Annotated in this window: 24 protein-coding genes; 14 read left to right on the top strand and 10 right to left on the bottom strand. The window is 64.5% G+C overall.

The annotated features are described in order from the left end of the window. Positions 1–33: 33 nt before the first annotated feature. Entirely contained in the window at positions 34–357 is a 324-nt protein-coding gene (locus tag O4220_RS15615; protein WP_008712729.1) for a WhiB family transcriptional regulator, read from the top strand. 47 nt (positions 358–404) lie between these two features. Here O4220_RS15615 and O4220_RS15610 read toward each other — a convergent pair whose 3' ends face one another. Genes O4220_RS15610 through O4220_RS15600 form a run of 3 tightly spaced genes read right to left on the bottom strand, consistent with a single transcriptional unit; the run spans position 405 to position 3,943 of the window. Continuing rightward, positions 405–1,535: an ArsA family ATPase gene (locus tag O4220_RS15610; RefSeq protein ID WP_269605743.1), complete on the bottom strand. Its 1,131-nt coding sequence runs from the start codon at positions 1,533–1,535 to the stop codon at positions 405–407. Continuing rightward, the gene (locus O4220_RS15605; RefSeq protein ID WP_037176000.1) at positions 1,532–2,539 is read right to left on the bottom strand and encodes an ArsA-related P-loop ATPase; all 1,008 of its coding nucleotides are present in this window, start codon (positions 2,537–2,539) and stop codon (positions 1,532–1,534) included. Before O4220_RS15605 ends, O4220_RS15610 begins: the two co-directional genes overlap by 4 nt. 45 nt (positions 2,540–2,584) lie before the next feature. Then, positions 2,585–3,943: a wax ester/triacylglycerol synthase domain-containing protein gene (locus O4220_RS15600; protein WP_269605740.1), complete on the bottom strand. Its 1,359-nt coding sequence runs from the start codon at positions 3,941–3,943 to the stop codon at positions 2,585–2,587. Positions 3,944–3,999: 56 nt separating this feature from the next. Here O4220_RS15600 and O4220_RS15595 point away from each other — a divergent pair, with 56 nt between their 5' ends. Both O4220_RS15595 and O4220_RS15590 read left to right on the top strand, forming a co-directional pair. Next, positions 4,000–4,167: a DUF4177 domain-containing protein gene (locus tag O4220_RS15595; protein WP_094609297.1), complete on the top strand. Its 168-nt coding sequence runs from the start codon at positions 4,000–4,002 to the stop codon at positions 4,165–4,167. 5 nt (positions 4,168–4,172) lie between these two features. Beyond that, the gene (locus O4220_RS15590) at positions 4,173–4,631 is read left to right on the top strand and encodes a RidA family protein (RefSeq protein WP_420030401.1); all 459 of its coding nucleotides are present in this window, start codon (positions 4,173–4,175) and stop codon (positions 4,629–4,631) included. A 65-nt stretch (positions 4,632–4,696) separates the two neighbouring features. Here O4220_RS15590 and O4220_RS15585 read toward each other — a convergent pair whose 3' ends face one another. Further along, on the bottom strand, positions 4,697–5,551 hold the full coding sequence (locus tag O4220_RS15585) for a Gfo/Idh/MocA family protein (RefSeq protein WP_269605735.1): 855 nt from the start codon (positions 5,549–5,551) through the stop codon (positions 4,697–4,699). A 58-nt stretch (positions 5,552–5,609) separates the two neighbouring features. Here O4220_RS15585 and O4220_RS15580 point away from each other — a divergent pair, with 58 nt between their 5' ends. Further along, positions 5,610–6,410 carry an MBL fold metallo-hydrolase gene (locus O4220_RS15580; protein WP_269605733.1) on the top strand — a complete coding sequence of 267 codons (801 nt, stop codon included), beginning with the start codon at positions 5,610–5,612 and terminating at the stop codon, positions 6,408–6,410. Here O4220_RS15580 and O4220_RS15575 read toward each other — a convergent pair. Both O4220_RS15575 and O4220_RS15570 read right to left on the bottom strand, forming a co-directional pair. Next, positions 6,407–7,081, bottom strand: coding sequence for a Crp/Fnr family transcriptional regulator (locus O4220_RS15575; protein ID WP_027494494.1), 675 nt, complete (start codon positions 7,079–7,081; stop codon positions 6,407–6,409). The genes O4220_RS15580 and O4220_RS15575 overlap by 4 nt on opposite strands. 268 nt (positions 7,082–7,349) lie before the next feature. Then, the gene (locus O4220_RS15570) at positions 7,350–7,619 is read right to left on the bottom strand and encodes a hypothetical protein (RefSeq protein ID WP_269605731.1); all 270 of its coding nucleotides are present in this window, start codon (positions 7,617–7,619) and stop codon (positions 7,350–7,352) included. A 173-nt stretch (positions 7,620–7,792) separates the two neighbouring features. Here O4220_RS15570 and nth point away from each other — a divergent pair, with 173 nt between their 5' ends. The 4 genes from nth to marP are packed head-to-tail and all read left to right on the top strand — an operon-like array spanning position 7,793 to position 11,035. Next, positions 7,793–8,479 (top strand): endonuclease III, encoded by a 687-nt coding sequence (gene nth, locus O4220_RS15565; protein ID WP_269606304.1) that lies wholly within the window; start codon positions 7,793–7,795, stop codon positions 8,477–8,479. A 50-nt stretch (positions 8,480–8,529) separates the two neighbouring features. Beyond that, a complete protein-coding gene (locus tag O4220_RS15560) occupies positions 8,530–9,138 on the top strand; it encodes a TlpA family protein disulfide reductase (protein WP_269606303.1) in 609 nt (202 codons plus the stop codon). Between the two features lie 23 nt (positions 9,139–9,161). Further along, on the top strand, positions 9,162–9,848 hold the full coding sequence (locus tag O4220_RS15555) for an NUDIX hydrolase (RefSeq protein ID WP_269606302.1): 687 nt from the start codon (positions 9,162–9,164) through the stop codon (positions 9,846–9,848). Continuing rightward, positions 9,845–11,035, top strand: a complete 1,191-nt coding sequence (gene marP, locus O4220_RS15550; RefSeq protein ID WP_269605728.1) for an acid resistance serine protease MarP — start codon at positions 9,845–9,847, stop codon at positions 11,033–11,035. Before O4220_RS15555 ends, marP begins: the two co-directional genes overlap by 4 nt. 22 nt (positions 11,036–11,057) lie before the next feature. Here marP and O4220_RS15545 read toward each other — a convergent pair whose 3' ends face one another. Next, positions 11,058–11,990: an alpha/beta fold hydrolase gene (locus O4220_RS15545; protein WP_269605727.1), complete on the bottom strand. Its 933-nt coding sequence runs from the start codon at positions 11,988–11,990 to the stop codon at positions 11,058–11,060. A gap of 24 nt (positions 11,991–12,014) precedes the next feature. Beyond that, on the bottom strand, positions 12,015–12,509 hold the full coding sequence (locus O4220_RS15540; RefSeq protein ID WP_269605725.1) for a phage holin family protein: 495 nt from the start codon (positions 12,507–12,509) through the stop codon (positions 12,015–12,017). Between the two features lie 243 nt (positions 12,510–12,752). Between O4220_RS15540 and O4220_RS15535 the strand changes: the two genes are divergently transcribed. Next, positions 12,753–14,123 (top strand): MFS transporter, encoded by a 1,371-nt coding sequence (locus O4220_RS15535; RefSeq protein ID WP_269605723.1) that lies wholly within the window; start codon positions 12,753–12,755, stop codon positions 14,121–14,123. A 166-nt stretch (positions 14,124–14,289) separates the two neighbouring features. Next, the gene (locus O4220_RS15530; protein WP_269605722.1) at positions 14,290–16,152 is read left to right on the top strand and encodes a glycosyltransferase family 39 protein; all 1,863 of its coding nucleotides are present in this window, start codon (positions 14,290–14,292) and stop codon (positions 16,150–16,152) included. Between the two features lie 38 nt (positions 16,153–16,190). Here O4220_RS15530 and O4220_RS15525 read toward each other — a convergent pair whose 3' ends face one another. Both O4220_RS15525 and acs read right to left on the bottom strand, forming a co-directional pair. Continuing rightward, positions 16,191–17,354, bottom strand: a complete 1,164-nt coding sequence (locus tag O4220_RS15525; RefSeq protein WP_420030400.1) for an IS30 family transposase — start codon at positions 17,352–17,354, stop codon at positions 16,191–16,193. Positions 17,355–17,445: 91 nt separating this feature from the next. Then, on the bottom strand, positions 17,446–19,389 hold the full coding sequence (gene acs, locus O4220_RS15520) for an acetate--CoA ligase (RefSeq protein WP_269605720.1): 1,944 nt from the start codon (positions 19,387–19,389) through the stop codon (positions 17,446–17,448). Between the two features lie 444 nt (positions 19,390–19,833). Here acs and O4220_RS15515 point away from each other — a divergent pair, with 444 nt between their 5' ends. The 4 genes from O4220_RS15515 to O4220_RS15500 all read left to right on the top strand — a co-directional run bounded on the left by O4220_RS15515 (position 19,834) and on the right by O4220_RS15500 (position 25,233). Continuing rightward, positions 19,834–21,462: a peptide ABC transporter substrate-binding protein gene (locus O4220_RS15515; protein ID WP_269605717.1), complete on the top strand. Its 1,629-nt coding sequence runs from the start codon at positions 19,834–19,836 to the stop codon at positions 21,460–21,462. A gap of 159 nt (positions 21,463–21,621) precedes the next feature. Then, entirely contained in the window at positions 21,622–22,548 is a 927-nt protein-coding gene (locus O4220_RS15510; RefSeq protein ID WP_269605715.1) for an ABC transporter permease, read from the top strand. Beyond that, the gene (locus tag O4220_RS15505) at positions 22,541–23,512 is read left to right on the top strand and encodes an ABC transporter permease (protein ID WP_269605712.1); all 972 of its coding nucleotides are present in this window, start codon (positions 22,541–22,543) and stop codon (positions 23,510–23,512) included. The genes O4220_RS15510 and O4220_RS15505 overlap by 8 nt, the downstream gene beginning before the upstream one ends. Then, entirely contained in the window at positions 23,509–25,233 is a 1,725-nt protein-coding gene (locus tag O4220_RS15500; RefSeq protein ID WP_269605710.1) for a dipeptide ABC transporter ATP-binding protein, read from the top strand. The genes O4220_RS15505 and O4220_RS15500 overlap by 4 nt, the downstream gene beginning before the upstream one ends. The last annotated feature ends 11 nt before the right edge of the window (positions 25,234–25,244 follow it).

Here is a 25,244-nt window from a genome sequence, read left to right as displayed (position 1 = left end):
GCGAGGACGACCGACACGCAAAGGGGTATCCGCATGCACACGACAACCGCGCCGACGCGACTCGATGTAGAAGAAGCAGAAGCACGCATCGCCTGGGTGTCGCACGCCCGCTGCAAGGGGACGGACCCGGATCAGCTCTTCGTCCGGGGTGCAGCGCAGCGCAAGGCCGCGACGATCTGCCGGCACTGCCCGGTGCTGATGCAGTGCGGTGCGGATGCACTCGACAATCGAGTCGAGTTCGGTGTGTGGGGCGGCATGACGGAACGCCAGCGCAGGGCGCTGCTCAAGCAGCACCCCGAGGTCGACTCCTGGTCCGAATTCTTCGAGACCCAGCGCCAGCAGCAAGCGGCCATCTAGCCCCTGCCGGGCCCGGCTGGTCCACAGCCCTGCCGGGCGTGGCCGATCTAGCCCTTGCGGGTCAGCTGATCGGCCACCGCGCGCAGCGCGGCGAGGTCCGAGACCTCGAACGGCAGGGACGGAACACCGACGATGGGCACGCGGGGGTGCGCGCCGGTGAAGCGTCGAAGCAGTCGTACTTCACGCGCTGCCGTCACTGCGCGTTGCGCGTGGATTCGGAGAACCGCAGCGGTCAGCGTCGAGCCCGGGTCGTCTATCCGATCCAGCAGGTCTGCGGCGGTGGCAGCATGATCGGCCTGCACCGACGACAGCGTCGGGTGCGTCCTGTTCACCACGAGCCCGGCCAGCGGCATCTTCTCCGCCGAGAGGCGTTCGACGAAGAACGCGGCCTCCCGCAAGGCGTCGGGCTCCGCGGCAGCAACGACGAGGAAGCTGGTGCCGTCCTCGCGTAGCAGCTGGTAGGTGCGCGTCGCGCGCTCGCGAAACCCGCCGAACATCGAATCCAGTGATTGGACGAAAGCTGATGCGTCCGAAAGCATTTGGCTTCCGATAACCGTGGAGACGCCGCGCATCGCCAGACTCATCGCGCTCGTGACCACCCGGGTGATGCCGCGGCCGGGAGCGGTGAGAAGCCGGATGAACCGGCCGTCGAGGAACGAGCCGAGCCGCTGCGGCGCATCGAGGAAATCCAGTGCATTGCGCGACGGGGGAGTGTCCACCACGATCAGATCCCACGACTTGTCCAGGGACAACTGCCCCAGCTTCTCCATCGCCATGTACTCCTGCGTGCCCGAGAAGGACGACGCCACAGTCTGATAGAACGGGTTGGCGAGGACCTGCTCAGCCTTCTCCGGCGTCGAATGTTCGATGACCATCTCGTCGAACGTGCGCCGCATGTTCAGCATCATCGCGTGCAGCTCGCCCTTGGCGCCGGCACCCAACTTCACCGGCTGCGGGCTGTTGTCGAGGTCGCCGAGCCCCAGAGCCTGAGCCAGACGGCGGGCCGGATCGATCGTCAACACCACCACGCGCCTACCCTGCTCGGCGGCACGTAACGCCATCGCGGCCGCCGTCGTCGTCTTGCCGACCCCGCCTGCCCCGCAGACCACGACGATCCTCGATGCGGGATCGGTCAGAATGCGATCGACGTCGAGTTCGGTTGCTACTGGTCGAGTCATCGGACACCCTGTTCTGCCAGCTTGGCGGCGAGCTCGTACAAGCCGCCGAGATCGACACCGTCGGCCAACATCGGCAACGACATGCGCGCGACGTCGAGTTCGTCGAGTTGGGTCGCGCTCTCCACCTGAGCCGAGAGCGTCGACGCGTGCTCGATCGATTCGGTGAGCAGACCCGCGAAGTCGGCCTCGGAGAGCGTGATTCCGGTCTTGGCGAGGCCGTCCTGGATCGCAGCGGCGTCGATGTCACCCTCGGCGATGGCCTCGAGCGACTCGTCCGGCAGGAACGTCGGCTCGGTGCGGTTGACGATGACCGTGCCCAGCTGCAGGTCTGCCGCCTCGAGTTCACGTACCGCGTCGGCGGTCTCCTGAACCGGCAGGGCTTCGAGCAGTGTGACGAGATGCACGACGGTGTCCGCCGAGTGCAGCAGCCGAACCACGCCCTCGCTCTGCGAACGCACCGGGCCGCCCTTGGCCAGATCGGCCATGGCCTTGGTGACGTCGAGGAAGTTCCCGATCCGACCGGTCGGCGGTGAGTCCACGACGACCTCGTCGTACGCGCGGTTTCCCTTCTTGTCGGTCCGCACCACACATTCCTTGACCTTGCCGGTCAGCAGGACGTCGCGCAGACCGGGTGCGATGGTCGTCGCGAACTCGATTGCACCGATCTTGCGCATCGCGCGGCCGGCGAAACCGAGGTTGTAGAACATGTCGAGGTATTCGAGGAACGCGGTCTCGATGTCGATGGCCAGCGCGTAGACCTCTCCGCCGCCGTCCGCCGAGGCCACGCGCGTTTCCACGGGTGGCAGCTGCGGCACGTCGAACAGTTGCGCGATGCCCTGCCGTCCTTCGACCTCCACCAGCAGTACCCGTCGGCCGCCGGCGGCGAGCGCCAGCGCCAACGCGGCGGCGACGGTCGACTTGCCGGTGCCGCCCTTACCGGACACGAAATGCAGCCGCGCGGCATCTGCCTTCGCCGGCCATCCCTCTTCGTTCGATGTACCCACGCCTCGACCATATAGAGCTACGCCCCGAACGTCCGACGGACGCGGCTAACCGGGGGTCGGTCGTCGACGCAGCTCGTCGACCAAGTCGTGTGTGTACGCCGTCAGCGACGGCATCACATCGGGGCACGCGACGGCGACGACCGTCACCGTCTCACCGAGCCCGAAGAAACCGTGCGTCAGCCCGCGCCCGTCTTCCAGATAGGGGAAACCGGCGGTGAATCGCGCAGTAGCACCACACAATTCGAGGTTCGCGGCACCACGGTTCACGCTGACTACCGTCGTCTGACCGGCAACGTGAACGGGCTCTCGGGTGCGACGGCGAAACCGACGGTTCTGAACGAATCGGACGATCGGCGCGGGCACCTGCTCGTCGGCTCGGGCGAGGCGCAGAACCGGGTCACCCGTCACCCGCGCCCGCTCGTCGTCCAGGGATCGGGCGATCCGCGTCCGTCGCTCGTCGGGGTCGAGAGTGGCGACGTGAAGATTCACCATGCCGATCACCACGCGGTTGGCCGCGGGCCACGAGCGGTCCGGCGGCAGCGCCACGGGCACCGTGGCGGCGACGTCGAGGCCGTTGTCCTGCCCGTCGACGTCGCGCAGATATTTGTTCAGAGACGATCCGACCGCTGCCAGTGCAGAGACCGTGACGGTCGAGTTGCCCGCGCGCACCTCGTCGGCGGGGATCGGCACGATGCGAACGGCGCGGGACGCGCTTGCGGCTCGGTTCAGCGAACTCGCCCGAACCCAGGGCGGCATCGGCGTCCCCAGAACTGCGCGCAGCGATCTGTGCGCTTCCAGTCGAGAAATCGCGAGATCGACGGGTGCCGACAAGAGGGCACGCGCCGCGCCCAGCATGGCGCGGACCGGTGTGTCCGGCTCGGTGTGTCCGGGCAACGGAGCGTCGATCGTTCGATCGTCGGACGGTGGCGCGAAAAGCGCTCGTAGCAGTCGAGTCACGCCGAGGCCGTCGGTCAACGCATGCCCCACCTGGAGAACGACGAGAGTAGCGGTACCCCGAACGAGTGGAGCATCTCGTACGCCGCGGATCACGTGCAGCTTCCAGGCGAGGTCACGCATGTCCAGACGCGTGCACAGCAGCTCGCCGATGAAGTGTTCGACTCCGTCCCAGTTCTGTTGTCCCAGATCGTGATCGACGAGGTGGTGTCGAGGGGGAGAATCGTCTCGTACCCATCGTGGATAGTCCAGGCCCCACAACGTCTCCTGCAGCCGCACTCCGAGGCCGGAGACTCGAGGAGCTCGAGATTCCACGTGTGCCTGCACGTCGGCAAACGTGGGTTCGGAACCGTCGATCGAGTCGAACACGAGGAGCGCGAACTGATCGCTCGACCCCCCGTGATCGCGACCGAAATGGTAGACCGCGTCCTTCATATCGAGTCGAGACATTCATCGACCCTAGATCGACCGCACCGGGGCCACCACCGGACGATAGGGTCAACAGCATGAGCGAAAAGATCATCTGGGAGTACTTCACCGCACCGGTTCTGATTCACGCCACCAAGCAGATTCTCGACAATTACGGCTCCGAGGGCTGGGAGCTCGTGACGATCATGGCCGGACCCAACGGCGGCGACACTCTGGTCGCGTACTTCAAGCGTCCGAAGGCCTGAGCGCGGTGGCCAACTGGAGCGAACGACTGTCCGAGCTGGGTATCGAGCTGCCCGAGGTCGTCCCGCCGCTGGCGGCATACGTCCCCGCGGTACAGGTGGGTTCCCTCGTGTACACCTCGGGTCAGCTGCCGATCGTGGACGGAACTCTGACGTCCGTGGGCAAGGTCGGCTCCGACGTCTCGGCGGACGACGCCACTGCAGCGGCGCGCATCTGCGCTCTGAACGCGCTCGCCGCGGTCCATGGCCTCGTCGGCATCGACTCGATCGCCCGCGTGGTCAAGGCCGTCGGCTTCGTGGCGTCCGCGCCGGGGTTCACCGGCCAGCCCGGGGTGATCAACGGGGCGTCGAACGTCATCGGTGAGATCTTCGGAGATGCAGGTAAGCACGCGCGCTCGGCCGTGGGAGTGGCCGAGCTGCCCCTGGGTGCTTCGGTGGAAGTGGAGCTCATCGTCGAACTGCGCTGACGCGCAGTGGTGTGCTTATGTGCCCTCTGGGGCACCTGACCACGCCACTGGGGCGCAGCCGCACGTCACTGGGGCGCGGCCGCGCTGATCACCTTCTGCAGATGCAGGCCTCGGTGCACCGAGCATTCGTGGTCCACACCCGACTCGACGGATTCGAGGAACTCGTCCAGCAACACGGCGAAACAATCGGTCGACGAGGTGGATCGATCGGTGAGGGTCTCGACTCCGTCGGTACCGCTCAGCTCGATGCGCATGAGCGAGGGCGTGATCGGGGTCCGCAGTGACAACTGCACGGTGCTGCGGGCACCGCCCTCGTGTTCGAGCACAACCGTCCAACTGTCCGACGCCACCTCGCGGTGCGAGTAGGCAACGCGTGCAATGGGTCCCAGCGCAGCGTCGAGTAGGTCGAACACGTGTGGCCCGATGTCGAGTATCGCCCCGTCGTCGTGTCGCCACTGTGAATTGGCGTATGCCCCGCCGAGGATCGCTCCGGAGAACCAGGTTCCCGATCCTGCTGCCCAGGTGCGTCCGGCCGCAGCGTCGAGGAATTGTCTTGTCTCCGGGGCGAATCGGAGAGTCAAGGTCACCATCGACCGCACTCCGGCTGCCGTGACGGCAGCAGCAAGTTCCTCGGCCTCGGCCACGGTTGCCGCAATCGGTTTGTCCAGCAACACATGTTTGCCTGCCTCGACTGCGCGCAGTGCGTACCCGGCCTGTACGGCGGGTGGCACTGCGAACGCCACCGCGTCGACTGCGCCCAACAATGCGTCGAACGAGTCGAAGACCGGTGCTCCCAGTTCGGCCGCGGCTTCCGGTCTGCGTGCCCACACTCCGGTGAAGTCCACTCCCGGATGAGCGAGCAGCGAGGGGGCTTGAGTCTTGCGAGCCCAGGGGCCCGCTCCGACGAGTCCGATCTTCATGAGAGTCGACGGTAGTCCTCGTCACCACGGCCTGGGGCGGGCGACCTACAGTACTTTCATGGCCGTCTCGAACCCCCAGCATCCCGCGTACGGACTTCTTCGGCAGGTGACGCCGACCGCGTCGGTTCTGCTTGCCGACAACCCGGGCAAGATGACTCTCGACGGAACGAACACCTGGATTCTTCGTGCGCCGGGTGCCGAGGAGTGCATCGTCGTCGATCCGGGGCCGAAGGACCGCGCCCATCTCGACGCCGTCGCCGCGTCGGGCACGGTGGTTCTGACGCTCGTGACCCATCGCCACGCGGATCACACAGGCGGAGTGAAGCGGTTCCACCGCACGTCGTCCGCTCCGGTACGGGCGATCGGCGAGAAGTTTCTGTACGGGGATGGCGCAACCCTTGCCGACGGCGAAGTCATCGAGGCAGCGGGGCTACGGATCGAAGTACTGCACACGCCCGGACACACAGCGGATTCGGTGAGCTTCGTGCTCGATGACGCAATCCTGACCGGCGACACGATCCTCGGCCGCGGCACCACGGTGCTCGACCCGAAGGACGGCTCCCTCGCGGACTACCTCGACTCGTTGGACCGGCTGGAAGCAGCAGGTGCCGGGAAGACGGTTCTGCCTGGGCACGGGCCCGAACTACCGGACGCTGCCGAGGTGGCGCGAGCGTATCGCGCTCACCGTCGGCAGCGGTTGGACCAGGTTCGTGCGGCGCTCGTCGAGATCGGCGAGAACGCAAAACCGATGCAGGTGGTACGCCACGTCTACTCGGACGTGGACAAGAAGTTATGGCCGGCTGCGCGGATGTCGGTCAAGACGCAGCTGGCCTACCTCAGAGAGAACGGGTCTGTCTAGCGAGCTCGGCGGGCCAGACGCTCGGAGTCCGAGATCAGCACGGACTTGCCCTCGAGGCGCAACCAACCGCGGTGTGCGAAATCGGCGAGTGCCTTGTTGACGGTCTCACGAGAGGCACCGACGAGCTGAGCGATCTCTTCCTGCGTCAGGTCGTGGGTCACGCGAAGCGATCCCGCCTCCTGCGTGCCGAAGCGCTGCGCGAGCTGCAGCAGCGCCTTCGCGACTCGTCCGGGGACGTCGGTGAAGATGAGGTCGGCCAGGTTGTTGTTGGTGCGGCGCAACCGGCGAGCCAGCACGCGCAGGAGCTGCTCGGCGATCTCGGGTCGCTGGTCGATCCAGTCCTTGAGTGCAGCGCGGTCCATGCTGACCGCGCGGACCTCGGTGACCGTGGTGGCCGAGGACGTACGGGGGCCGGGATCGAAGATGGAGAGCTCGCCGAACATGTCCGACGGTCCCATGATCGTCAGCAGGTTCTCGCGGCCGTCGGGAGAGCGTCGTCCGAGCTTGATCTTGCCGGAAACGATGATGTAGAGCCGGTCTCCGGGCTCACCCTCGTTGAACACGACGTGTCCGCGGGGGAAATCGACAGGCTGCAGCTGCTTCGTCAGGGCCGCAACCGCAGAGGGTTCGACTCCTTGGAAGATGCCGGCCCGTGCCAGGACGTCGTCCACTTGCGCTCCTTTAGGGATGTCGGCGATGCGGAAAACCCACACCACCGAAGGCGTTTGTACACAGTCGTGCCACCCACCGAACTGCGTGGGCAGTTCAGGCGTCGAAGCCGGTGCAATGTTCAAACACAACAATTACCTCAGGGGAGTCTACTTCGACTCGGTCGAAACCGAGTGATCGACGCCACCACAGGTTGCCAGAGCGATTGCCTGTGTGTTCCCGTTCACCGAAAATTCATCGAAATCGCGGCCTATCGGACAAATCGGTGGCTCAGCTGGCGCGTTGGTCGACCATGCCGTCGCGCGTGTCGATGGTCCGCGGTGGGGTCTGCCGACGCTTGCGGGTGTTGAAACGAGCCAGCGCGTGCGGGAAGCCTTCGTTGGCCAGTGTGGCGACCTCGGACCTGCTCGCCTGATCGAGGAATTCCTCTACTTCGTGCTCCCGAACGCCGAGCTTGCTGAGTCGGAACTCGACGCGCTCCATCGCGAGTGCGAAGAGCATGAGTAGTACCGGAAAGAGCACCACGGCGAGTCCTTGCATACCGGCCAGTTAACACCGAAAAGGTCTCGATACAAACACAGCTCGGTGCGGTCGCGTAGTTCGTTACGCATTCTTGTCCGTACAGTTGTGGAGTGGATTCGACAGCTCCGAAACGCCCCGACGTGCGCAAACGCGAGGAGACGCACCTCGGGCTCGTGCGTCGAGCTCGGCGAATGAACCGGACGCTCGGGGTCGCCTTTCCGCACGTGTACTGCGAACTCGACTTCACCACGCCCCTCGAATTGGCGGTGGCGACCATCCTGTCCGCGCAGTGCACCGACAAGCGCGTCAACATGGTCACTCCGGCACTGTTCGTGAGATACCGCACAGCCCGCGACTACGCCGAGGCCGACCGGACCGAACTCGAGGAGTTCATCCGCACCACGGGGTTCTATCGCAACAAGGCGAACTCGTTGATCGGTCTCGGCCAGAAGTTGCTGGAGAACTTCGACGGCGAAGTGCCGGCGACCCTGAAAGACCTCGTCACCCTGCCGGGTATCGGCCGCAAGACGGCCAACGTCGTTCTCGGCAATGCGTTCGACGTACCCGGCATCACGGTCGACACCCACTTCGGTCGGCTGGTGCGGCGCTGGCAGTGGACGGAGGAAGAGGACCCGGTCAAGGTCGAGCACGCGGTCGGTGCATTGATCGAGCGCAAAGAGTGGACTCTGCTCTCGCATCGCGTCATCTTCCACGGCCGACGCGTCTGCCACTCCCGTACGCCGGCGTGTGGGGTGTGTGTCCTCGCGAAGGACTGCCCGTCGTTCGGCTTGGGTCCGACCGATCCGGCCGCCGCTGCAGCCCTGGTGAGGGGCCCCGAGACCGAACACCTTCTCGCTCTTGCCGGAATCGTGTCGTGAACAAAGCCGCTCTTCGCTGGTCTCTTGTTGCGCTCATTCTCGTCGTCGGGATGGTCTACGCGCTCTGGCCCCGCAGTGAATCTCCCGGCGCGCAGCGCTCGGACGGTCCCGGACTCGGGCAGGCGGGACCGTCGACGGCCGAACGCCGCGCCGCCGACACACCCGAAGCTCTCGCACCGCTGCGACGCAGCGCCGGTCTGGCCGCATGTCCGACGCCGTCGGGCACGTCGACGGGCCCGTTGACGGGCATCACACTCGAATGCATCGGCGACGGCTCGTACGTCGACCTGGGCCAGGCCCTGGCCGGTCGACCCGCGCTGCTGAACATCTGGGCCTACTGGTGCGGACCCTGCGCGGAGGAACTGCCGTACCTGCAGCAATACGCTGAGCGGGCGGGTGATGCCGTCACGGTCCTCACGGTGCACAACGACGCCAACGAGGCGAACGGCCTCACTCGGCTCACCGATTACGGGGTCACTCTGCCCGGAGTTCAGGACGGCGGCGGCCGCATCGCGGCCGCGGTGGGAGCACCGAACGTCCTGCCCGTATCCGTTTTGATATCTGCGGATGGCACTGTCGCCAAGGTGCTACCTCAACCCTTCTCGAGCGTCGACGACATCGCCGACGCCGTGCGCGAGAATCTCGGAGTCGCGTCGTGAGCGCGCCCGAGTGGCTCGGGCGCATGCTCGACGTCGCCGGCAGCGCGAACGGACTGACCGACACCACCGGCATCAACCCGGTGCTGCAGCGGCACGCGCAGCCGGCCGACCGAACTCGTTCCGCGGCGGTGTTGGTGCTCTTCGGCGGGCCGGCCGCCGCTGATCCGACCGCTCCCGGTGGGCTACCCGCCGATGCCGACGTACTGCTGACCCAGCGCGCGTCGACGCTGCGCGATCACAGCGGTCAGATCGCCTTCCCCGGTGGTGCCACCGATCCCGGCGACGACGGTCCCATCGGTACTGCGCTACGGGAGGCGCAGGAGGAAACCGGTCTCGACCCCGCCGGCGTCGTACCGCTGGCGACGATGCCGGGGATCTATGTGCCGCCGTCGCGCTTCGATGTGGTGCCGGTGCTCTCGTACTGGCAGGCCCCGAGTCCGGTTCGGGTGGTCGACGCGGGCGAAACCGAGCGGGTGGTGCGAGTTCCGTTGCGAGAGTTGCTCGATCCGGACAACCGATTCCAGGTGCGCCATCCCGCCGGCTACCAGGGCCCGGCCTTTTCGGTACAGGGAATGCTGGTGTGGGGATTCACGGGCGGTATTCTGGCGGGCCTGCTCGCTGTGTCGGGCTGGGAGTCCGACTGGGACACGGGGGACATACGCGATCTGGAGGCCAGCTTGACTGCGGTAGGAGCGAGGCTCGATCGGTGACGGGTTCAGGGTGGGTCGATATCGCGGTGGTCGCCATCGCACTGTTGGCGGCAACATCGGGATGGCGGCAGGGTGCGGTGGCGTCGGCGCTGGCGTTTCTCGGCGTCGTGCTCGGGGCCGTTGCCGGCATTCTGGTGGCACCGCACGTGCTCGAGCACGTCGACGGTTCGCGAATGCGGGTATTCGTCGGCATCGCGTTGATCGTGGTGTTGGTGATCGTCGGCGAGGTAGCCGGCATGGTTCTCGGTCGCGCGCTGCGCAGCGGAATACATTCGCGCGCAGCCAGATCCGTGGACAGTACGATCGGGGCCGGTCTGCAGGCCGCGGCCGTTCTCGCTGCCGCATGGCTGCTCGCCATTCCGCTGACGTCGTCCTCGCAGCCCGAGGTCGCCAGTGCGGTGCGTGGCTCGACGGTCCTGGGCAAAGTCGACGAGGTGGCACCCGACTGGTTGCGTCAGGTGCCCAAGGAATTCTCGGCGCTGCTCGACACGTCCGGATTGCCGGACGTCATCGGACCGTTCGGTCGTACGCCGGTTGCCGACGTCGCGGCGCCGGATTCCGGCCTCGCAGCGGGTCCGATTCCGGTGGCGCTGCAATCCAGCGTCATCAAGATCAACGGCATCGCGCCGAGCTGCCAGAAGGCCCTCGAAGGCTCTGGTTTCGTCGTCGGGTCCGACCTGGTGATGACCAATGCGCACGTCGTGGCAGGTACGTCCGAGGTGACCGTCGATTCACCCAACGGCCCGCTCGACGCCGATGTCGTACTGTTCGACCCCGAAGAAGACGTTGCGGTGCTTCGTGTTTCGCAGCTGCAGGCACCGGTGCTGAATTTTGCTCCGACGCCGGCCGAATCCGGATCCGACGCCATCGTGCTCGGTTACCCCGGCGGCGGTCCCTACACGGCGAGCCCGGCTCGGATCCGCGAGATCATCAACCTCAGCGGCCCCGACATCTACCGCACCGGAACCGTCCAACGCGAGGTCTACACGGTGCGCGGATCGGTGCGACAGGGCAATTCCGGTGGACCACTGGTCAACTCGTCCGGTGAGGTTCTCGGTGTCGTGTTCGGCGCCGCTGTCGACGACCCCGACACCGGATTCGTGCTGACCGCGTCGGAGATCGCGGACGAGCTGGCGCGCAGCTTCGATGCGCCGGTCAGCGTGGGTACCGGCGACTGCATCGTCTGACCCAGTCGTCCAGCCCGGTCGTCTAGTCCTCGCGCACGATGCGCAGGATCTCCTCGGACACCACATCCGGTGCTTCCTGGTGCACGTAGTGCCCCACGTCCCGCACTGTTCGACGCGTCAGGCCCGGGGCCCAGTGCCGATCCCGATCGAGGGTGGTGGGCAGCACGTACGGGTCCAGGTCGCCGATGATCTGCGCGACGGGAATCGAGGTGCGTACGTCGACGGCATCCATGAAGCGGCGGCCGTCGGAGCGGAACTGGCTACGGAACGCCCAGCGTTGATATTCGAGCGCACAATGTGCGGCACCGGGAATGCGGATGGCCGAGCTCATCTTGGCTGCGGTGTCTGCGAAATCCTCGGTGCTCTTCCATGCGGACCCGGCTCGACTACGCATCAGTTCTTCCACCGCGCCGCCGCCTCGACGCGTCAGCAGCCTTTCGGGCCGCAGCGGAACCTGGTAGCGAACGAAGTGCGGCAGCAGAGCCGCGCGTTGTGCAGAATCCTTCAACACGGCGCGGCGCAGGGAGATGGGATGTGGGGCGTTGATCAGCACCATCGAGCGCACCAGACGTGGATGGAGAGCCGAACTGGCCCAGCAGACCAGTCCGCCGTCGGCGTGGCCGACGAACGTGGCGTTCGGGTAGCCGAGGGCGCGAATCAGGCCGACGATGTCGCCGGCCAGGGTCCACCCGTCGTATCCGCGTGGGGGTTTGTCGGAATCGCCGTACCCACGCAGGTCGACGGCGATGGCGCGGACACCGGACCGAGCGAGTGCGTCGAGTTGGTGTCGCCAGGAGTACCAGAAATCGGCGAAGCCGTGCAGTAGGACCACCAGCGGCGCGTTCGGTTCGTGTTCGCCGACTTCGACGATGTGGAACCGGATTCCGTTGGCGTGTATATCGCGATGGATCCACTGTCCCGGATAGCGGACCGTGGACGGATCGGGTTGATTCATACTGCTCGACTCGCCGGGCGTCGACTACTTCTTGTAGCCGGGAATTCCGGGGATGGAATCGTGCTGGTTCGGCAGCACCGTCGACGCCTGCTTGAGCGAGTCGATGGTCTTCTCGGGCTTGCGCAGCTTCTTCACTCGGCGATAGCCGAGGAAACCGAACAGCGCCGCGGCCAACACCATGACGGCGAACACGATGAGGAAGGCCGCCCAGCGGTAGAGCCACACGTCGAGCAGTTCGGCGGCGAAGAAGAAGAAGAAGAACGTACTGAACAGCAGCACCGTCAGCGCGACGATGAAGAAGACGCTGCCCTGCAGACCCTTCTTGACCTCGCCGGTGACCTCGGCCTTGGCGAGGGCGACTTCGGCGCGCACGAGCGTCGAGACCTGGGTGGTGGCGTCCTTGACGAGATTTCCGATGCTGGCGCTACCAGGGGTGCGGGCATCGACATCGGTCAGAGGTATCGACGAAATCGTGTTCGGGACGCCGTTTCCGTATCCCTTGTCATTGCTGACGCTCAACTCTCGACCCCTTGTAATCGCTCTGCTCGGTGTTATGCGGATCGTATCGACAGTAGTGCCTAGGTAGCAGGTTAACCGCTCCGCTGCGGGCGAGCGATGCTCGGCCCGCCGATGGTTACCTCCCCGCCCGTCGAGACAAACACGGAAAAGTTGCACGAATCGGCAACGAACGGACCGGGGGCGTGAAATTCTCAGGTGTTCATCAGGTAATTTTCAGGGAACTTCCCTCTTCAGGAGCAATTCGTGAGTTCACCACACGTCGTCACGAACGACGGCGCAATTCCCGCACCTCAGGTGCCTCGGTCACGCATCGTGATCGCCTCGATGGTCGGCACGTCGATCGAGTTCTTCGACTTCTACATCTATGCCACCGCCGCAGTGCTCGTCTTCCCCCGCCTGTTCTTCCCCGCGGGCAACGACACGACCGCGCTGCTGGCGTCGTTCGCGACGTTCGGTTTGGCGTTCGTCGCGCGACCCATCGGCTCGATTCTGTTCGGCCACTTCGGTGATCGCATCGGACGGAAGGCGACCCTCGTCGGGTCCCTGCTGACGATGGGTGTCGCGACGTTCGCGATCGGACTCCTGCCGACGTACGCCGCGGTGGGTCTGTGGGCTCCGGCTCTACTGGCGATCATGCGCTTCACCCAGGGCGTCGGCCTCGGCGGTGAGTGGAGCGGTGCGGCGTTGCTGGCCACCGAAACCGCCAAGCCGGGTAAGCGAGCCTGGGCGGCGATGTACCCGCAGCTGGGCGCGCCGATCGGCTTCTTCTTCGCCAACGGCATCTTCTTGCTCATCGTCATCGCGACCGGCTACGACTCCGCGAACTCCGGCACCGACCACGCGTTCCTCACGTGGGGCTGGCGTATCCCGTTCCTGCTCAGCGCGATCATGGTGATCATCGGCCTGTACGTCCGGCTCAAGCTCGAGGAGACGCCGGTGTTCAAGCTGGCCGTCGAGCGCGGCCAGAAGGTCAAGACCCCCTTGGCTCAGGTGTTCAAGACCAGCTGGCGCCAGCTGATCATCGGCACCTTCGTCATGCTCGCCACCTACACGTTGTTCTACATCATGACGACGTGGGTGGTCAGCTACGGAACGGGCAAGGTGGCCGACGTCAACGGCCCCAAGTTGGCCATCCCGTACACCGACTTCCTGGAGCTCCAGCTCATCGCGGTGCTGTTCTTCGCAGCCCTGATCCCGGTTGCCGGGCTGCTCGCCGACAAGTACGGCCGTCGCCCGACGCTCATCGTCATCACTGCGGCGATCGTGCTGTTCGGTCTGTCGTTCCACTGGTTCGCCGACCCGTCGTCCGCGTCGGCAGGCAAGATGCTGGTGTTCATGTGTGTCGGCCTCGGATTGATGGGCCTGACGTTCGGGCCCATGAGTGCCGTTCTGCCCGAACTCTTCCCGACCAACGTGCGCTACACCGGCTCGGGAATCTCGTACAACACTGCGTCGATCCTCGGTGCCGCAGTGGCCCCGTTCATCGCCACCTGGCTGGTGAGCAGCTACGGCGTCGGCTGGGTGGGCGTCTACCTCGCCATCGCTGCCGCGCTGACACTGATCTCGCTGATCATCATGAAGGAAACACGAGACCAGTCGCTCGACAGCGTGTAGAGCGGCTTCGCCGCAGGTGAGCGGAAACTCGTAGCACGGGTCGAGTTTCCGCTCACCTGCGTAGCTCGTTTCGGTGATCACTGGACATAGACAGGCGATTGCCAGGAAGTCGGCAGCGGACCCTCAGGGTCGAGGGCAACAGTGATCGTTTGTGACCATCCTCCCTGTGACCACCGCTTCCGAGCGCGACGCGCGTCGACCGCGCTGGGCGTTGCCCGCTCTAGCCGCCCTTCTCGTCGGAACAGCAGGGGCATATGCCCTCGATCTGAACCGCGAGCAGTGGGGTAATTCCTTCTACGCGGCGGCCGTTCAGGCCGGTTCGATCAGTTGGAAGGCATTCCTGTTCGGTTCGTCCGACGCCGCGAACTCCATCACGGTGGACAAGCCGCCGGCATCGCTGTGGATCATGGAGCTCTCGGTACGAATCTTCGGCCTCAACTCGTGGTCGCTGTTGTTGCCGCAGGTGCTGATGGCCGTGCTGAGCGTGGGAATCATGTACGCGATCGTCGCCCGTCGATTCGGGTACGGGGCAGCGCTGATTGCGGGCGCGGTCTTGGCCACTACGCCGACCTTCGCGCTGATGTTCCGCTACGACAATCCCGACGCCTTGCTCACCCTCACCCTGTTGGGGGCAGCGTGGGCGATGCTGCGTGCTCTCGAAGACGGACGCACTCGCTGGCTGGTGCTGACGGGCGCTGTTGTGGGTCTCGGATTTCTGACCAAACAGCTGCAGGCGTTCCTCGTTGTTCCGGCTCTTGCCGTGGCCTACGCGGCGTTCGGTCCGCCCAAGCTCGGAACTCGACTGCTGCAGTTGCTCGCCGCCGGTGCCGCAGTGCTCGTCTCTGCTGGATGGTGGGTGGCGATCGTGCAACTGGTGCCGGCAGCGGACCGCCCCTGGGTCGGTGGATCGAAGACCGACAGCATTCTGGATCTGACCTTCGGCTACAACGGCTTTGGTAGGTTGACCGGTAACGAACACGCGGGCACCGCCGGATCGTCTGCCGGTGATGCAGCGCAGGCGGGCGGTTTCGGTCCGGGCGGCCACGGACCGCAGACGGGCATCACCCGGATGTTCGCGGCTGCCCAGGGCGGTCAGATCTCGTGGCTGATTCCGGCCGCGCTGGTGCTCGTGGTCGCGGGAATCGTGTTGCGCGGCAAAGCTCTTCGGCGGGACTTTCGACGCGCCTGGTTCGTGATGTGGGGACTGTGGCTCGTCGGGTGCTCGCTGGTGTTCAGCTTCATGTCGGGCACTTTTCACCCCTACTACACGATCGTCGTCGCTCCGGCGATCGCCGCCATTGTCGGAGCGGCTCTCCACGAGCTGTGGGCGCGACGCGAAAAAGCTTGGTGGCGAGCTGTTCTCGTGTTGGCATCGGCGATCACGACGGCTACCTCGTTCGTCTTTCTGGCCCGCAGTCCTGAATTCCTGCCGTGGCTGCGATGGGTGGTGCTGGGAGTCGGGGTCTTCGTCGCAGTGGCCCTGGTGTTCCGTCGGTCCCGACCGATGTCGATTGCACTGGGGGCGTTGGCAATTGCGGTCGCTCTCGCGGGCCCCGTTGCCTACGTCGCCGATACCGTGGTCACTCCACACACGGGAGGTGGCCCGTCGGCCGGGCCTGCCGTTGCGTCCGACCAGGCCGCGTATCGAAGTGGTCGAGGGGATGAAGATGCCGAGCGGTCAACGCAATTCGGCTCCCCATCTACTCCCGACGCGGAGTTGACCGGACTCCTCGAAGCCGATCCGCAGAAGTACACCTGGGCGGCGGCCACGATCGGATCCAATGCCGCCGCGGTTCTACAACTCGCGACCGACGACCCGGTGATGCCGGTGGGCGGATTCTCCGGAACCGACCCGTCGCCCACACTCGAACAATTCGAGGCCGACGTGGCCGCGGGAAAGATCCACTACTTCATCGCGGGAACGGGCAAATCCAGGCCGTCGGTGATCGGTGACTGGGTGGCTGCGACTTTCACACCGAGGACCGTCGGCGATTACACGGTGTTCGATCTGACGGCCTTGGCGGCCTGAGCGGCTGCGCCGCATGTGCACGGAACCTCGTGACGGGTTCACGTGGTCGTCGCAACGAGCAGTCGTTTGTTGTACTCCTCGAGGGGAGTATCCCATCCCAGGGTTTTTCTGGGGCGGTTGTTCAGTAGAGCGGCGACCTCGTCGAGCCGTTCGGGACCGTGCACCGACAAGTCGGTGCCCTTCTTGAAGTATTGACGGAGCAGGCCGTTGGTGTTCTCATTGGTCCCCCGCTGCCACGGGGAGTGCGGATCACAGAAGTAGATCTGCACTCCTGTGGCGATGGTGATCTCGGCATGCTTGGCCATCTCCCCACCTTGATCCCAGGTGATCGAACGCATCAGTGCCGCAGGCAGTTCCGCGATCTTCGCCGTCATCGCCTCGGCCACCGACGCCGCCGAATGATCTGTGGGCAGATGCAGCAACATCACCAACCTCGACGTCCGCTCGACCAACGTCCCGATCGCCGACCCGCCCTTGGTGCCGATGATCAGATCACCCTCCCAATGGCCGGGAACGTTGCGGTCGGCGACCTCGGCGGGCCGCTCGGAAATGTTGATCATCCCGCGGATTTTCGATCGCCGTTCGGTGGTACGGCGATGCGCGAGACGCACCGGCCGACCCGTCCGAAGGTGCCTGGTCAGCTCCTTGGTCAGGCCACCTTTGCTCTGAACGTACAAGCTTTGATAGATCGTTTCGTGCGACACATGCATCTCCGGCGAGTGAGGAAATTCCTTCCTCAGTGTCGCCGAGATCTGTTCGGGCGAGTAGTCCAACTCGAGCAGCGCCTGCACCCGATCGCGCAGTAACGGTGTCAGCTCGAGCTTGCCCTTCTTCGGACGTTTGGCTGCCTTCCGGGCATCACGTTCGGCCTGATGCGGCTTGTACTGACCACGGAAATAGCTGTGCCGCTTGAGTTCTCGACTGATCGTCGACACCGATCGACGCAAGCATGCTGCGATCGCGGTCATCGTCCAGCCGTCCCGGACACCGTCGGCGATGAACTCCCGCTCCTCCAATGAGAGGAAACGGCCCGTCGGTGGCGGCGTCGAACGTGGCCGTACACCACCGCGTTCGTACACCCAGTTCCAGCCGCTGCCCTCGCTGATCCCGACCGCAAGGGCAGCATCCTTGACCGTCACGCCACTACTACGCAGTGACCAGAACGCCATCCGAACCTGATGAGAGAAACCCGGGTGAACCATCGCAAACATCCCTAATGATCAGGCACGTTGCAACCACCGCTCGAATCCGCCCGTAGCCCACTACGAGTTTCCGCGCACATGCGCGAAGCACTTACCGGCCTTTTTTGATTGCCTCGAATACCTTCGGGTCGACGAGGGTGGAGACGTCGCCGAGTTCGCGGCCTTCGGCGACGTCGCGGAGGAGGCGGCGCATGATCTTGCCGGAGCGGGTCTTCGGGAGTTCCGGCACGATGGAGATCTCGCGTGGTCGGGCGATCGGCGAAATCTCTTTCGAGACCTGCGCTTTGAGTTCGGCGATCAACGCATCGCCGGTGTTCTCCTCGCCGGCACGCAGGATGACGAACGCGACGATGCCCTGTCCGGTGGTGTCGTCGGCGGCTCCGACGACGGCGGCTTCGGCGACACTGTGATGGGTGACCAGTGCGGACTCGACCTCGGAGGTGGAGATGCGGTGGCCGGAGACGTTCATGACGTCGTCGACGCGGCCGAGGACCCACAGGGCGCCGTCGTCGTCGTACTTGGCGCCGTCGCCGGCGAAGTACCAGCCTTCTTCGGCGTAGCGGGACCAGTAGGTGTCCTTGTAGCGCTCCATGTCGCCCCAGATTCCGCGCAGCATCGCCGGCCACGGCTCGTCGAGGACGAGGTAGCCGTTGCCGCCGTTGCCCAGTGGTTTGGCGTCGTCGTCGACGATCTTGGCGGAGATACCGGGCAGCGGGGTCATCGCCGAGCCGGGTTTGGTGGCGGTGACGCCGGGCAGTGGGGAGATCATGATCGCGCCGGTCTCGGTCTGCCACCAGGTGTCGACGATCGGGGCGGTGCCGCCGCCGACGACGTCGCGGAACCAGCGCCACGCCTCGGGGTTGATGGGTTCGCCGACGGAGCCGAGCAGGCGGATCGAGCTCAGGTCGTGGGCTTCGGGAATCTCCTTGCCCCACTTCATGAATGTGCGTACGAGGGTGGGAGAGGTGTAGTAGATCGAGACCTTGTACTTCTCGATGACGTTCCAATGCCGGTGCTCGTCGGGCGAATTGGGGGTGCCTTCGTAGACGACCTGGGTGGCGCGGTTCGAGAGCGGCCCGTAGACGATGTAGGAATGTCCGGTGACCCAGCCGATGTCGGCGGTGCACCAGTAGACGTCCGTGCCGGCCTTGTGGTCGAAGACGTTGTGGTGGGTGTACGAGGTCTGCGTCAGGTAGCCGCCGGAGGTGTGGATGATGCCCTTGGGCTTACCCGTCGTGCCGGAGGTGTAGAGGATGAACAGTGGATGCTCTGCCGGGAACGGCTGCGCCTCGTGTTCTGTCGACGCCTTGGCGACGGTGTCGTGCCACCACAGGTCGCGTCCGTCGGTCCAGGCGACGTCGGAGTCGGTGCGCTTGACCACGAGCACGTGTTCGATCGATGCCGCCCCGTCGACTGCTTCGTCGACGGTGTCCTTGATGGGGGCGGGTTTGCCGCGTCGCCATTGTCCGTCGGTGGTGATGACGAGTTTGGCTTCGGCGTCGTCGATGCGTGAGCGCAGCGCGGTGGCCGAGAAGCCGGCGAAGACGACCGAGTGCGTCAGGCCGAGGCGCGCGCAGGCGAGCATCGAGACGATGGCCTCGGGGATCATGGGCATGTAGATCGCGACTCGGTCGCCGGAGACGAGGCCGAGTTCGGTCAGGGTGTTGGCGGCTTGGCTGACCTCGGCGAGCAGGTCGGTGTAGGTGACGTCGCGGCTGTCGCCGGGTTCGCCTTCCCAGTGGATGGCGACTTGGTCGCCGTGGCCGTCGAGGACGTGGCGGTCGACGCAGTTGTAGGCGACGTTGAGTTCGCCGTCGGCGAACCATTTGGCGACGGGGGCGTCGGACCAGTCGAGTACCTCGGTGAACGGGGTGTGCCAGTGCAGGCGGCGGGCCTGCTCGGCCCAGAACCCGAGTCGGTCCTTCTCCGCGGCGGTGTAGAGATCCGCCTGAGCGTTCGCCTGAGCCGTGAACTCGGCCGAGGGTGCGTAGGAAGCAACCGCGGTCTCGTCGGTTCCGGAGGTACTGGTCGTCATCTCGAATAGCTCTCTTTCGTCCGATGCTTTTCACCCATGAAACGGCACTTGTCAGCCGGTCTCGAGCCCCTAGTGAGGGTAGTCACATGTGATCGCGATCGCACCGTTGCAATCGCCTGCAACCCCCTGATCTGCGGTGATCGGTAGTTTCTGCACGATGGGCGGTAGTCGGGGTGCCTGGTGAGTCGGCTCGGCGGGGTCCCAGCCCGAAATGTGAGAAATCGACTTGCTCAAACGTTTCGATCATGTTTCGGAGTTACTGACGGGTCAGCAAAATCTGGGGGAGTTCACATGTTCGTTTCAGGATGTGTCTAAAGTCCATCCCATCAGATCGTTGGAACGGCTCACATGCCGTGCCATGCGGTTGCCCACGAAACCCCGGGCGTCGCGCCCGAGGAACTGAGCACGGACGACCCCGTGTTCACATCTGGATGGAGGATTTCCTTGCGTAAAACACGCATCGCGTCAGCTGCGATTGCAGTTGTCGTTGGAGCGGCGCTGGTCACGGCGTGCTCTTCGAGCGATTCGACCGGCGGTGGTGGATCGGGAGACGGCTCCGCGATCATCAACGCCTGGAGCGGCGAGCCGCAGAACCCGCTGGTTCCGACCAACACGAGTGAAAATACCGGTGGACGAGTCGTCGACTCGATCTTCGCCGGCCTGGTTTCGTACACCCCCGAGGGCGGTGTCGAGAACGAGGTTGCCGATTCGATCGACACCACCGACGGCCAGAACTACACCGTCACGCTGAAGGACGGGTGGACGTTCACCGACGGCACTCCGGTTACCTCGAACTCGTTCGTCGACGCGTGGAACTACGGTGCCCTCTCGACCAACGCGCAGCTGCAGGGCTCGTTCTTCGATCCGATTCAGGGTTACGACGAGGTCGCTGCCGAGAATCCGACGGTTCAGACCATGTCCGGTCTGAAGGTCGTCGACGACAAGACGTTCACCATCGAGCTCAAGCAGCCCGAGGCAGCGTTCCCGGATCGTCTCGGTTTCGCCGCGTACTACCCGTTGCCCGAGGTTGCGTACCAGGACATTGCAGCCTTCGGTGAGAACCCGATCGGCAACGGCCCGTACAAGTTCGCTCAGGAAGGCGCTTGGCAGCACAACGTCAAGATCGACCTGGTGACCAACCCGGACTACGCCGGTAACCGCAAGCCCGCCAACGGCGGCATCAGCTTCATTCTGTACAGCAATCTCGACACCGCGTACACCGATCTGCTCTCGAACAACGTCGACGTTCTCGACAACGTTCCGGCATCGGCTGTCACCACGTTCGAGTCCGATCTGCCCGGCCGCACGGTGAACCAGCCGTCCGCGTCCATCGAGGCCTTCACCATCCCGGGCCGTCTCGCACACTTCGGCGGCGAGGAGGGCGTGCTCCGTCGTCAGGCGATCTCGAAGGCGATCAACCGCGACCAGATCACCGAGCAGATCTTCAACAAGACCCGCACCCCGGCAAAGGATTTCACCAGCCCCGCCATCGACGGCTGGACCGGTGACCTCTCCGATGTCTCGAACGTCGAGTACGACCCCGACGGTGCCAAGGCCCTGTGGGCACAGGCCGACGCGATCGCGCCGTGGTCCGGCACGTTCTCCATCGCGTACAACTCCGACGGTGGCCATCAGGAATGGGTCGACGCGGTCAGCAACAGCATCCGCAACACGCTCGGCATCGAAGCACAGGGCGCGCCGTACCCGACGTTCGCTCAGCTGCGTACCGAGGCAACCAACCGCACCATCGCTACGGCGTTCCGCTCGGGCTGGCAGGGCGACTACCCGCAGCAGTACGGCTTCCTGGCGCAGAACTACCAGACCGGTGGCAGCTCCAACGACGGTGACTACTCGAACCCCGAGTTCGATCGTCTGCTTCGTGCGTCTGCCGGCGAAACCGACAAGACCAAGGCACAGGACCTGACCAACCAGGCTCAGGAACTCCTGCTCAACGATCTGCCTGCTGTGCCGACCTGGTACCGCAACGCGGCCAGCGGTTGGTCGGAGAACGTCACCAACGTCAAGATCGGTTGGGACGGAATCCCGATCTACAACCAGATCGAGAAGAACTGATCTCGTTCGCTCCACCTCAGTAGAGACCGAGAAGGGCGGTAGGTCTTCCACCTGCCGCCCTTCTCGCGTGCTCGTTCCCGCACCTACGCTCGACGCCCCGCTGCAGCTGATCCTTGTCCTCTGCCGTGACGTCCACCTTCCTCCAAAGGAGGTGATCCGATGCTCTGGTACATCGGACGCCGATTACTTCAGATGATCCCCGTGTTCATCGGGGCGACATTCTTGATCTATGCCATGGTCTTCCTGCTGCCAGGAGACCCCATCGCCGCACTGGCCGGAGACAAGGCGATCAGTCCCGCCGTCGCCGATCAACTACGTGCCCGCTATCACCTCGACCAGCCGTTCATCGTGCAGTACCTGCTGTACCTGAAGGGCATCTTCACCTTCGACTTCGGCATGTCCTTCTCGGGCCGCCCGGTCAGTGAAGTTCTCGTACAAGCGTTTCCGATCACCGCCAAACTTGCCTCGATGGCCCTCGTGATCGAGGCCGTGTTCGGTATCGGCTTCGGTCTGATCGCCGGACTGCGCAAGGGCAAGTTGTTCGACTCGACGGTCCTCGTCGTCAGCCTCGTCATCATCGCCGTGCCGATCTTCGTCATCGGCTTCCTGGCTCAGTTCTTCATCGGCATCAAATGGGGGTGGGTGCCCCCGACGGTGGGCGGCAACACCAGCTTCACCAATCTGCTGCTGCCGGCCTTCGTTCTCGGTGCCGTGTCGTTCGCATACGTCGTTCGGCTCACGAGAACATCGGTCGCCGAGAACCTGAGTGCGGACTTCGTTCGGACGGCGACGGCGAAGGGCCTCTCACGCGGCCGCGTCGTCAACGTGCACGTGCTGCGCAACTCTCTGATTCCCGTCGTGACGTTCCTCGGAGCAGACCTCGCCAGCCTCATGGGCGGTGCCATCATCACCGAGGGAATCTTCAACATCAACGGAGTCGGCGGAACCATCTACCAAGCCGTCATCCGAGGCGAAGCGCCGACCGTCGTGTCGTTCGTGACCGTCCTGATCGTTGTCTATCTGGTCGCCAATCTCATCGTCGACCTTCTCTACGCCGCGCTCGACCCAAGGATTCGCTATGTCTGATCCGATCACTCCGAACAGCGTCGACGCCGATCGCGCTACTCGCCAAGCCCGTTTCGTCGAAGCCGATCAGGTCGTCGACGTGTCCCAGACCGATGCCGTCGTCATCGACGACGCACCGGCGAGCATCTGGTCCGACGCCTGGAAGAACTTACGCACGCGTCCGATGTTCATCGTCTCCGCGATCATCATCGTGGCAGTCATCGTCGTGGCTGCAGTTCCCGGTTTGTTCACCAGCACCGATCCGCGCTTCTGCGACTTGCAATTCAGCATGCAGGGGCCGGGATCCGGGCATTGGTTCGGGTACGACCGACAGGGATGCGACATCTACTCTCGGGTGCTCTTCGGTGCCCGCGCGTCGGTGCTGACCGGTGTCGGTGTAACCCTCCTGGTCCTGATCATCGGCGTCGTGTTCGGTGCTCTCGCCGGCTTCTACGGAGGACTTGCGGACTCCTTGCTCTCCCGCATCACCGACATCTTCTTCGGTGTACCGCTGATCCTCGCTGCGATCGTGCTGATGCAGCTGTTCACCGACCGCACGATTTTCACCGTCATCCTGGTGTTGGCACTGTTCGGTTGGCCGCAGATGGCCCGAATCACCCGTGGTGCGGTGCTGTCGGCGAAGGGCAACGATTACGTAATGGCCTCGCAGGCACTGGGATTGACCCGGCTCCGCACTCTCGTTCGACACGTGCTGCCCAACGCGATGGCTCCGATCATCGTTATCACGACGATTTCGCTCGGAACGTTCATCGTGGCGGAGGCAACTCTGTCGTTCCTCGGTATCGGCCTCCCTCCGACCGAGGTGTCATGGGGCGGCGACATCAGTGCCGCGCAGGTCACTCTGCGCCAGGGCTCGACCATCCTGTTCTATCCCGCTGCAGCACTTGCTATCACGGTGCTCGGCTTCATCATGATGGGTGACGCGTTGCGTGACGCCCTCGATCCGAAGGCGAGGAAGCGATGACCGACCGCCAAGGCGTCGCAGTGGAGCAACCTCTGCTCGACATCCAAGATCTCGAAGTGTCGTTCACATCCAATTCCGGCCCTGTTCCTGCCGTCCGTGGCGTTTCTCTGACGGTCTACCCGGGACAGACGGTAGCGATCGTGGGTGAATCGGGCTCGGGTAAGTCGACCACCGCTCACTCGATCATCAACCTGCTGCCCGGAACCGGAAAGGTAACGGCGGGTCGCATCCTGTTCGAGGGTCGCGACCTGGCGCAGGCGAAGGAGAAGGACTTCGTCGACATTCGCGGAAGTCGGATCGGCCTGGTTCCTCAGGACCCGATGTCGAATCTGAACCCGGTGTGGAAGATCGGATTCCAGATCGAGGAAGCGTTGGCCGCCAACGGTATTGCCAAGGGGAAGGCTGCCCGCGTACGCGCAGTCGAGCTGTTGGAAGAAGCCGGGCTCGGCGATTCCGAGAAGCGCGTCAATCAGTACCCGCACGAGTTCTCCGGCGGCATGCGTCAGCGCGCGCTCATCGCGATCGGGCTGTCCGCGCGGCCCAAGCTGTTGATTGCGGACGAGCCGACATCGGCACTCGACGTGACCGTTCAGCGGCAGATCCTCGACCACCTCGAGGGTCTGACGAAGGAACTCGGCACCGCAGTATTGCTGATCACTCACGACCTCGGACTTGCCGCCGAACGAGCAGAGCACCTCGTCGTGATGAGCAAGGGTCGGATCGTGGAGTCCGGTCCGGCACTGGAGATCTTGCAGGACCCGCAGCATCCTTACACCAGGAAATTGGTGTCAGCGGCTCCATCTCTGGCGTCGAAGCGATTGAAGTCCTCGGTCTTGCGCAAGGAGATAGTCGAACAAGCCAAGGAAGTAGCGGTCGAGGCCGTCGCCGAGGAATCGGCGAACTCGGGGTTCGAGCCTGCTACCGACACCGTGTTGGTTGTCGAGGGTCTGACCAAGGAGTTCAAGCTCCGGGGCGGAAACCCGTTCAAATCGTCCGTCTTCACCGCCGTCAACGATGTCTCGTTCGGTGTCGAACGAGGCACGACCACGGCCATCGTCGGAGAATCCGGATCCGGCAAGTCGACTGTCGCGCAGATGGTTTTGGGTTTGTTGGCCCCTACCGCAGGTTCTGTGAAGTTCGACGGTCGCGACGTCGCCGGGTTGAACAACAAGGATGCGTTTGCGTTCCGTCGTCGAGTCCAGCCCATTTTTCAGAACCCGTACGGCACTCTCGATCCGATGTACTCGATCTTCAGTACGATCGAGGAGCCGCTGCGGACGCACAAGGTGGGCTCGAAGTCCGAACGTGAAGCCAGAGTGCGGGATCTGCTGGACAAGGTGGCCTTGCCGTCGTCTGTGATGCGTCGATTCCCCAACGAGTTGTCCGGTGGTCAACGGCAGCGCGTGGCGATCGCACGTGCTCTGGCGCTCGAGCCCGAAATGGTCATCTGCGACGAGGCGGTGTCTGCTCTGGATGTGTTGGTCCAGGCACAGATTCTGGCTCTGCTGAACGATCTGCAGGCAGAACTGGGCCTGACCTACCTGTTCATCACCCACGATCTGGCGGTGGTCCGACAGATCGCCGATGACGTGTTGGTGATGCGTAGCGGTGAGATCGTCGAGGCAGCGTCGACCGATGCGGTGTTCGACAATCCGCAACAGGAGTACACGCAGAAGCTACTCGCGGCTATCCCGGGTGGTTCGGTACAACTGGGCGCTTAGGCGCAGGGAGC

The sequence above is a fragment of the Rhodococcus ruber genome (assembly GCF_027270735.1).
Lineage (GTDB): Bacteria > Actinomycetota > Actinomycetes > Mycobacteriales > Mycobacteriaceae > Rhodococcoides > Rhodococcoides rubrum_A.
This window is presented reverse-complemented; position numbering and strand designations above follow the sequence as displayed.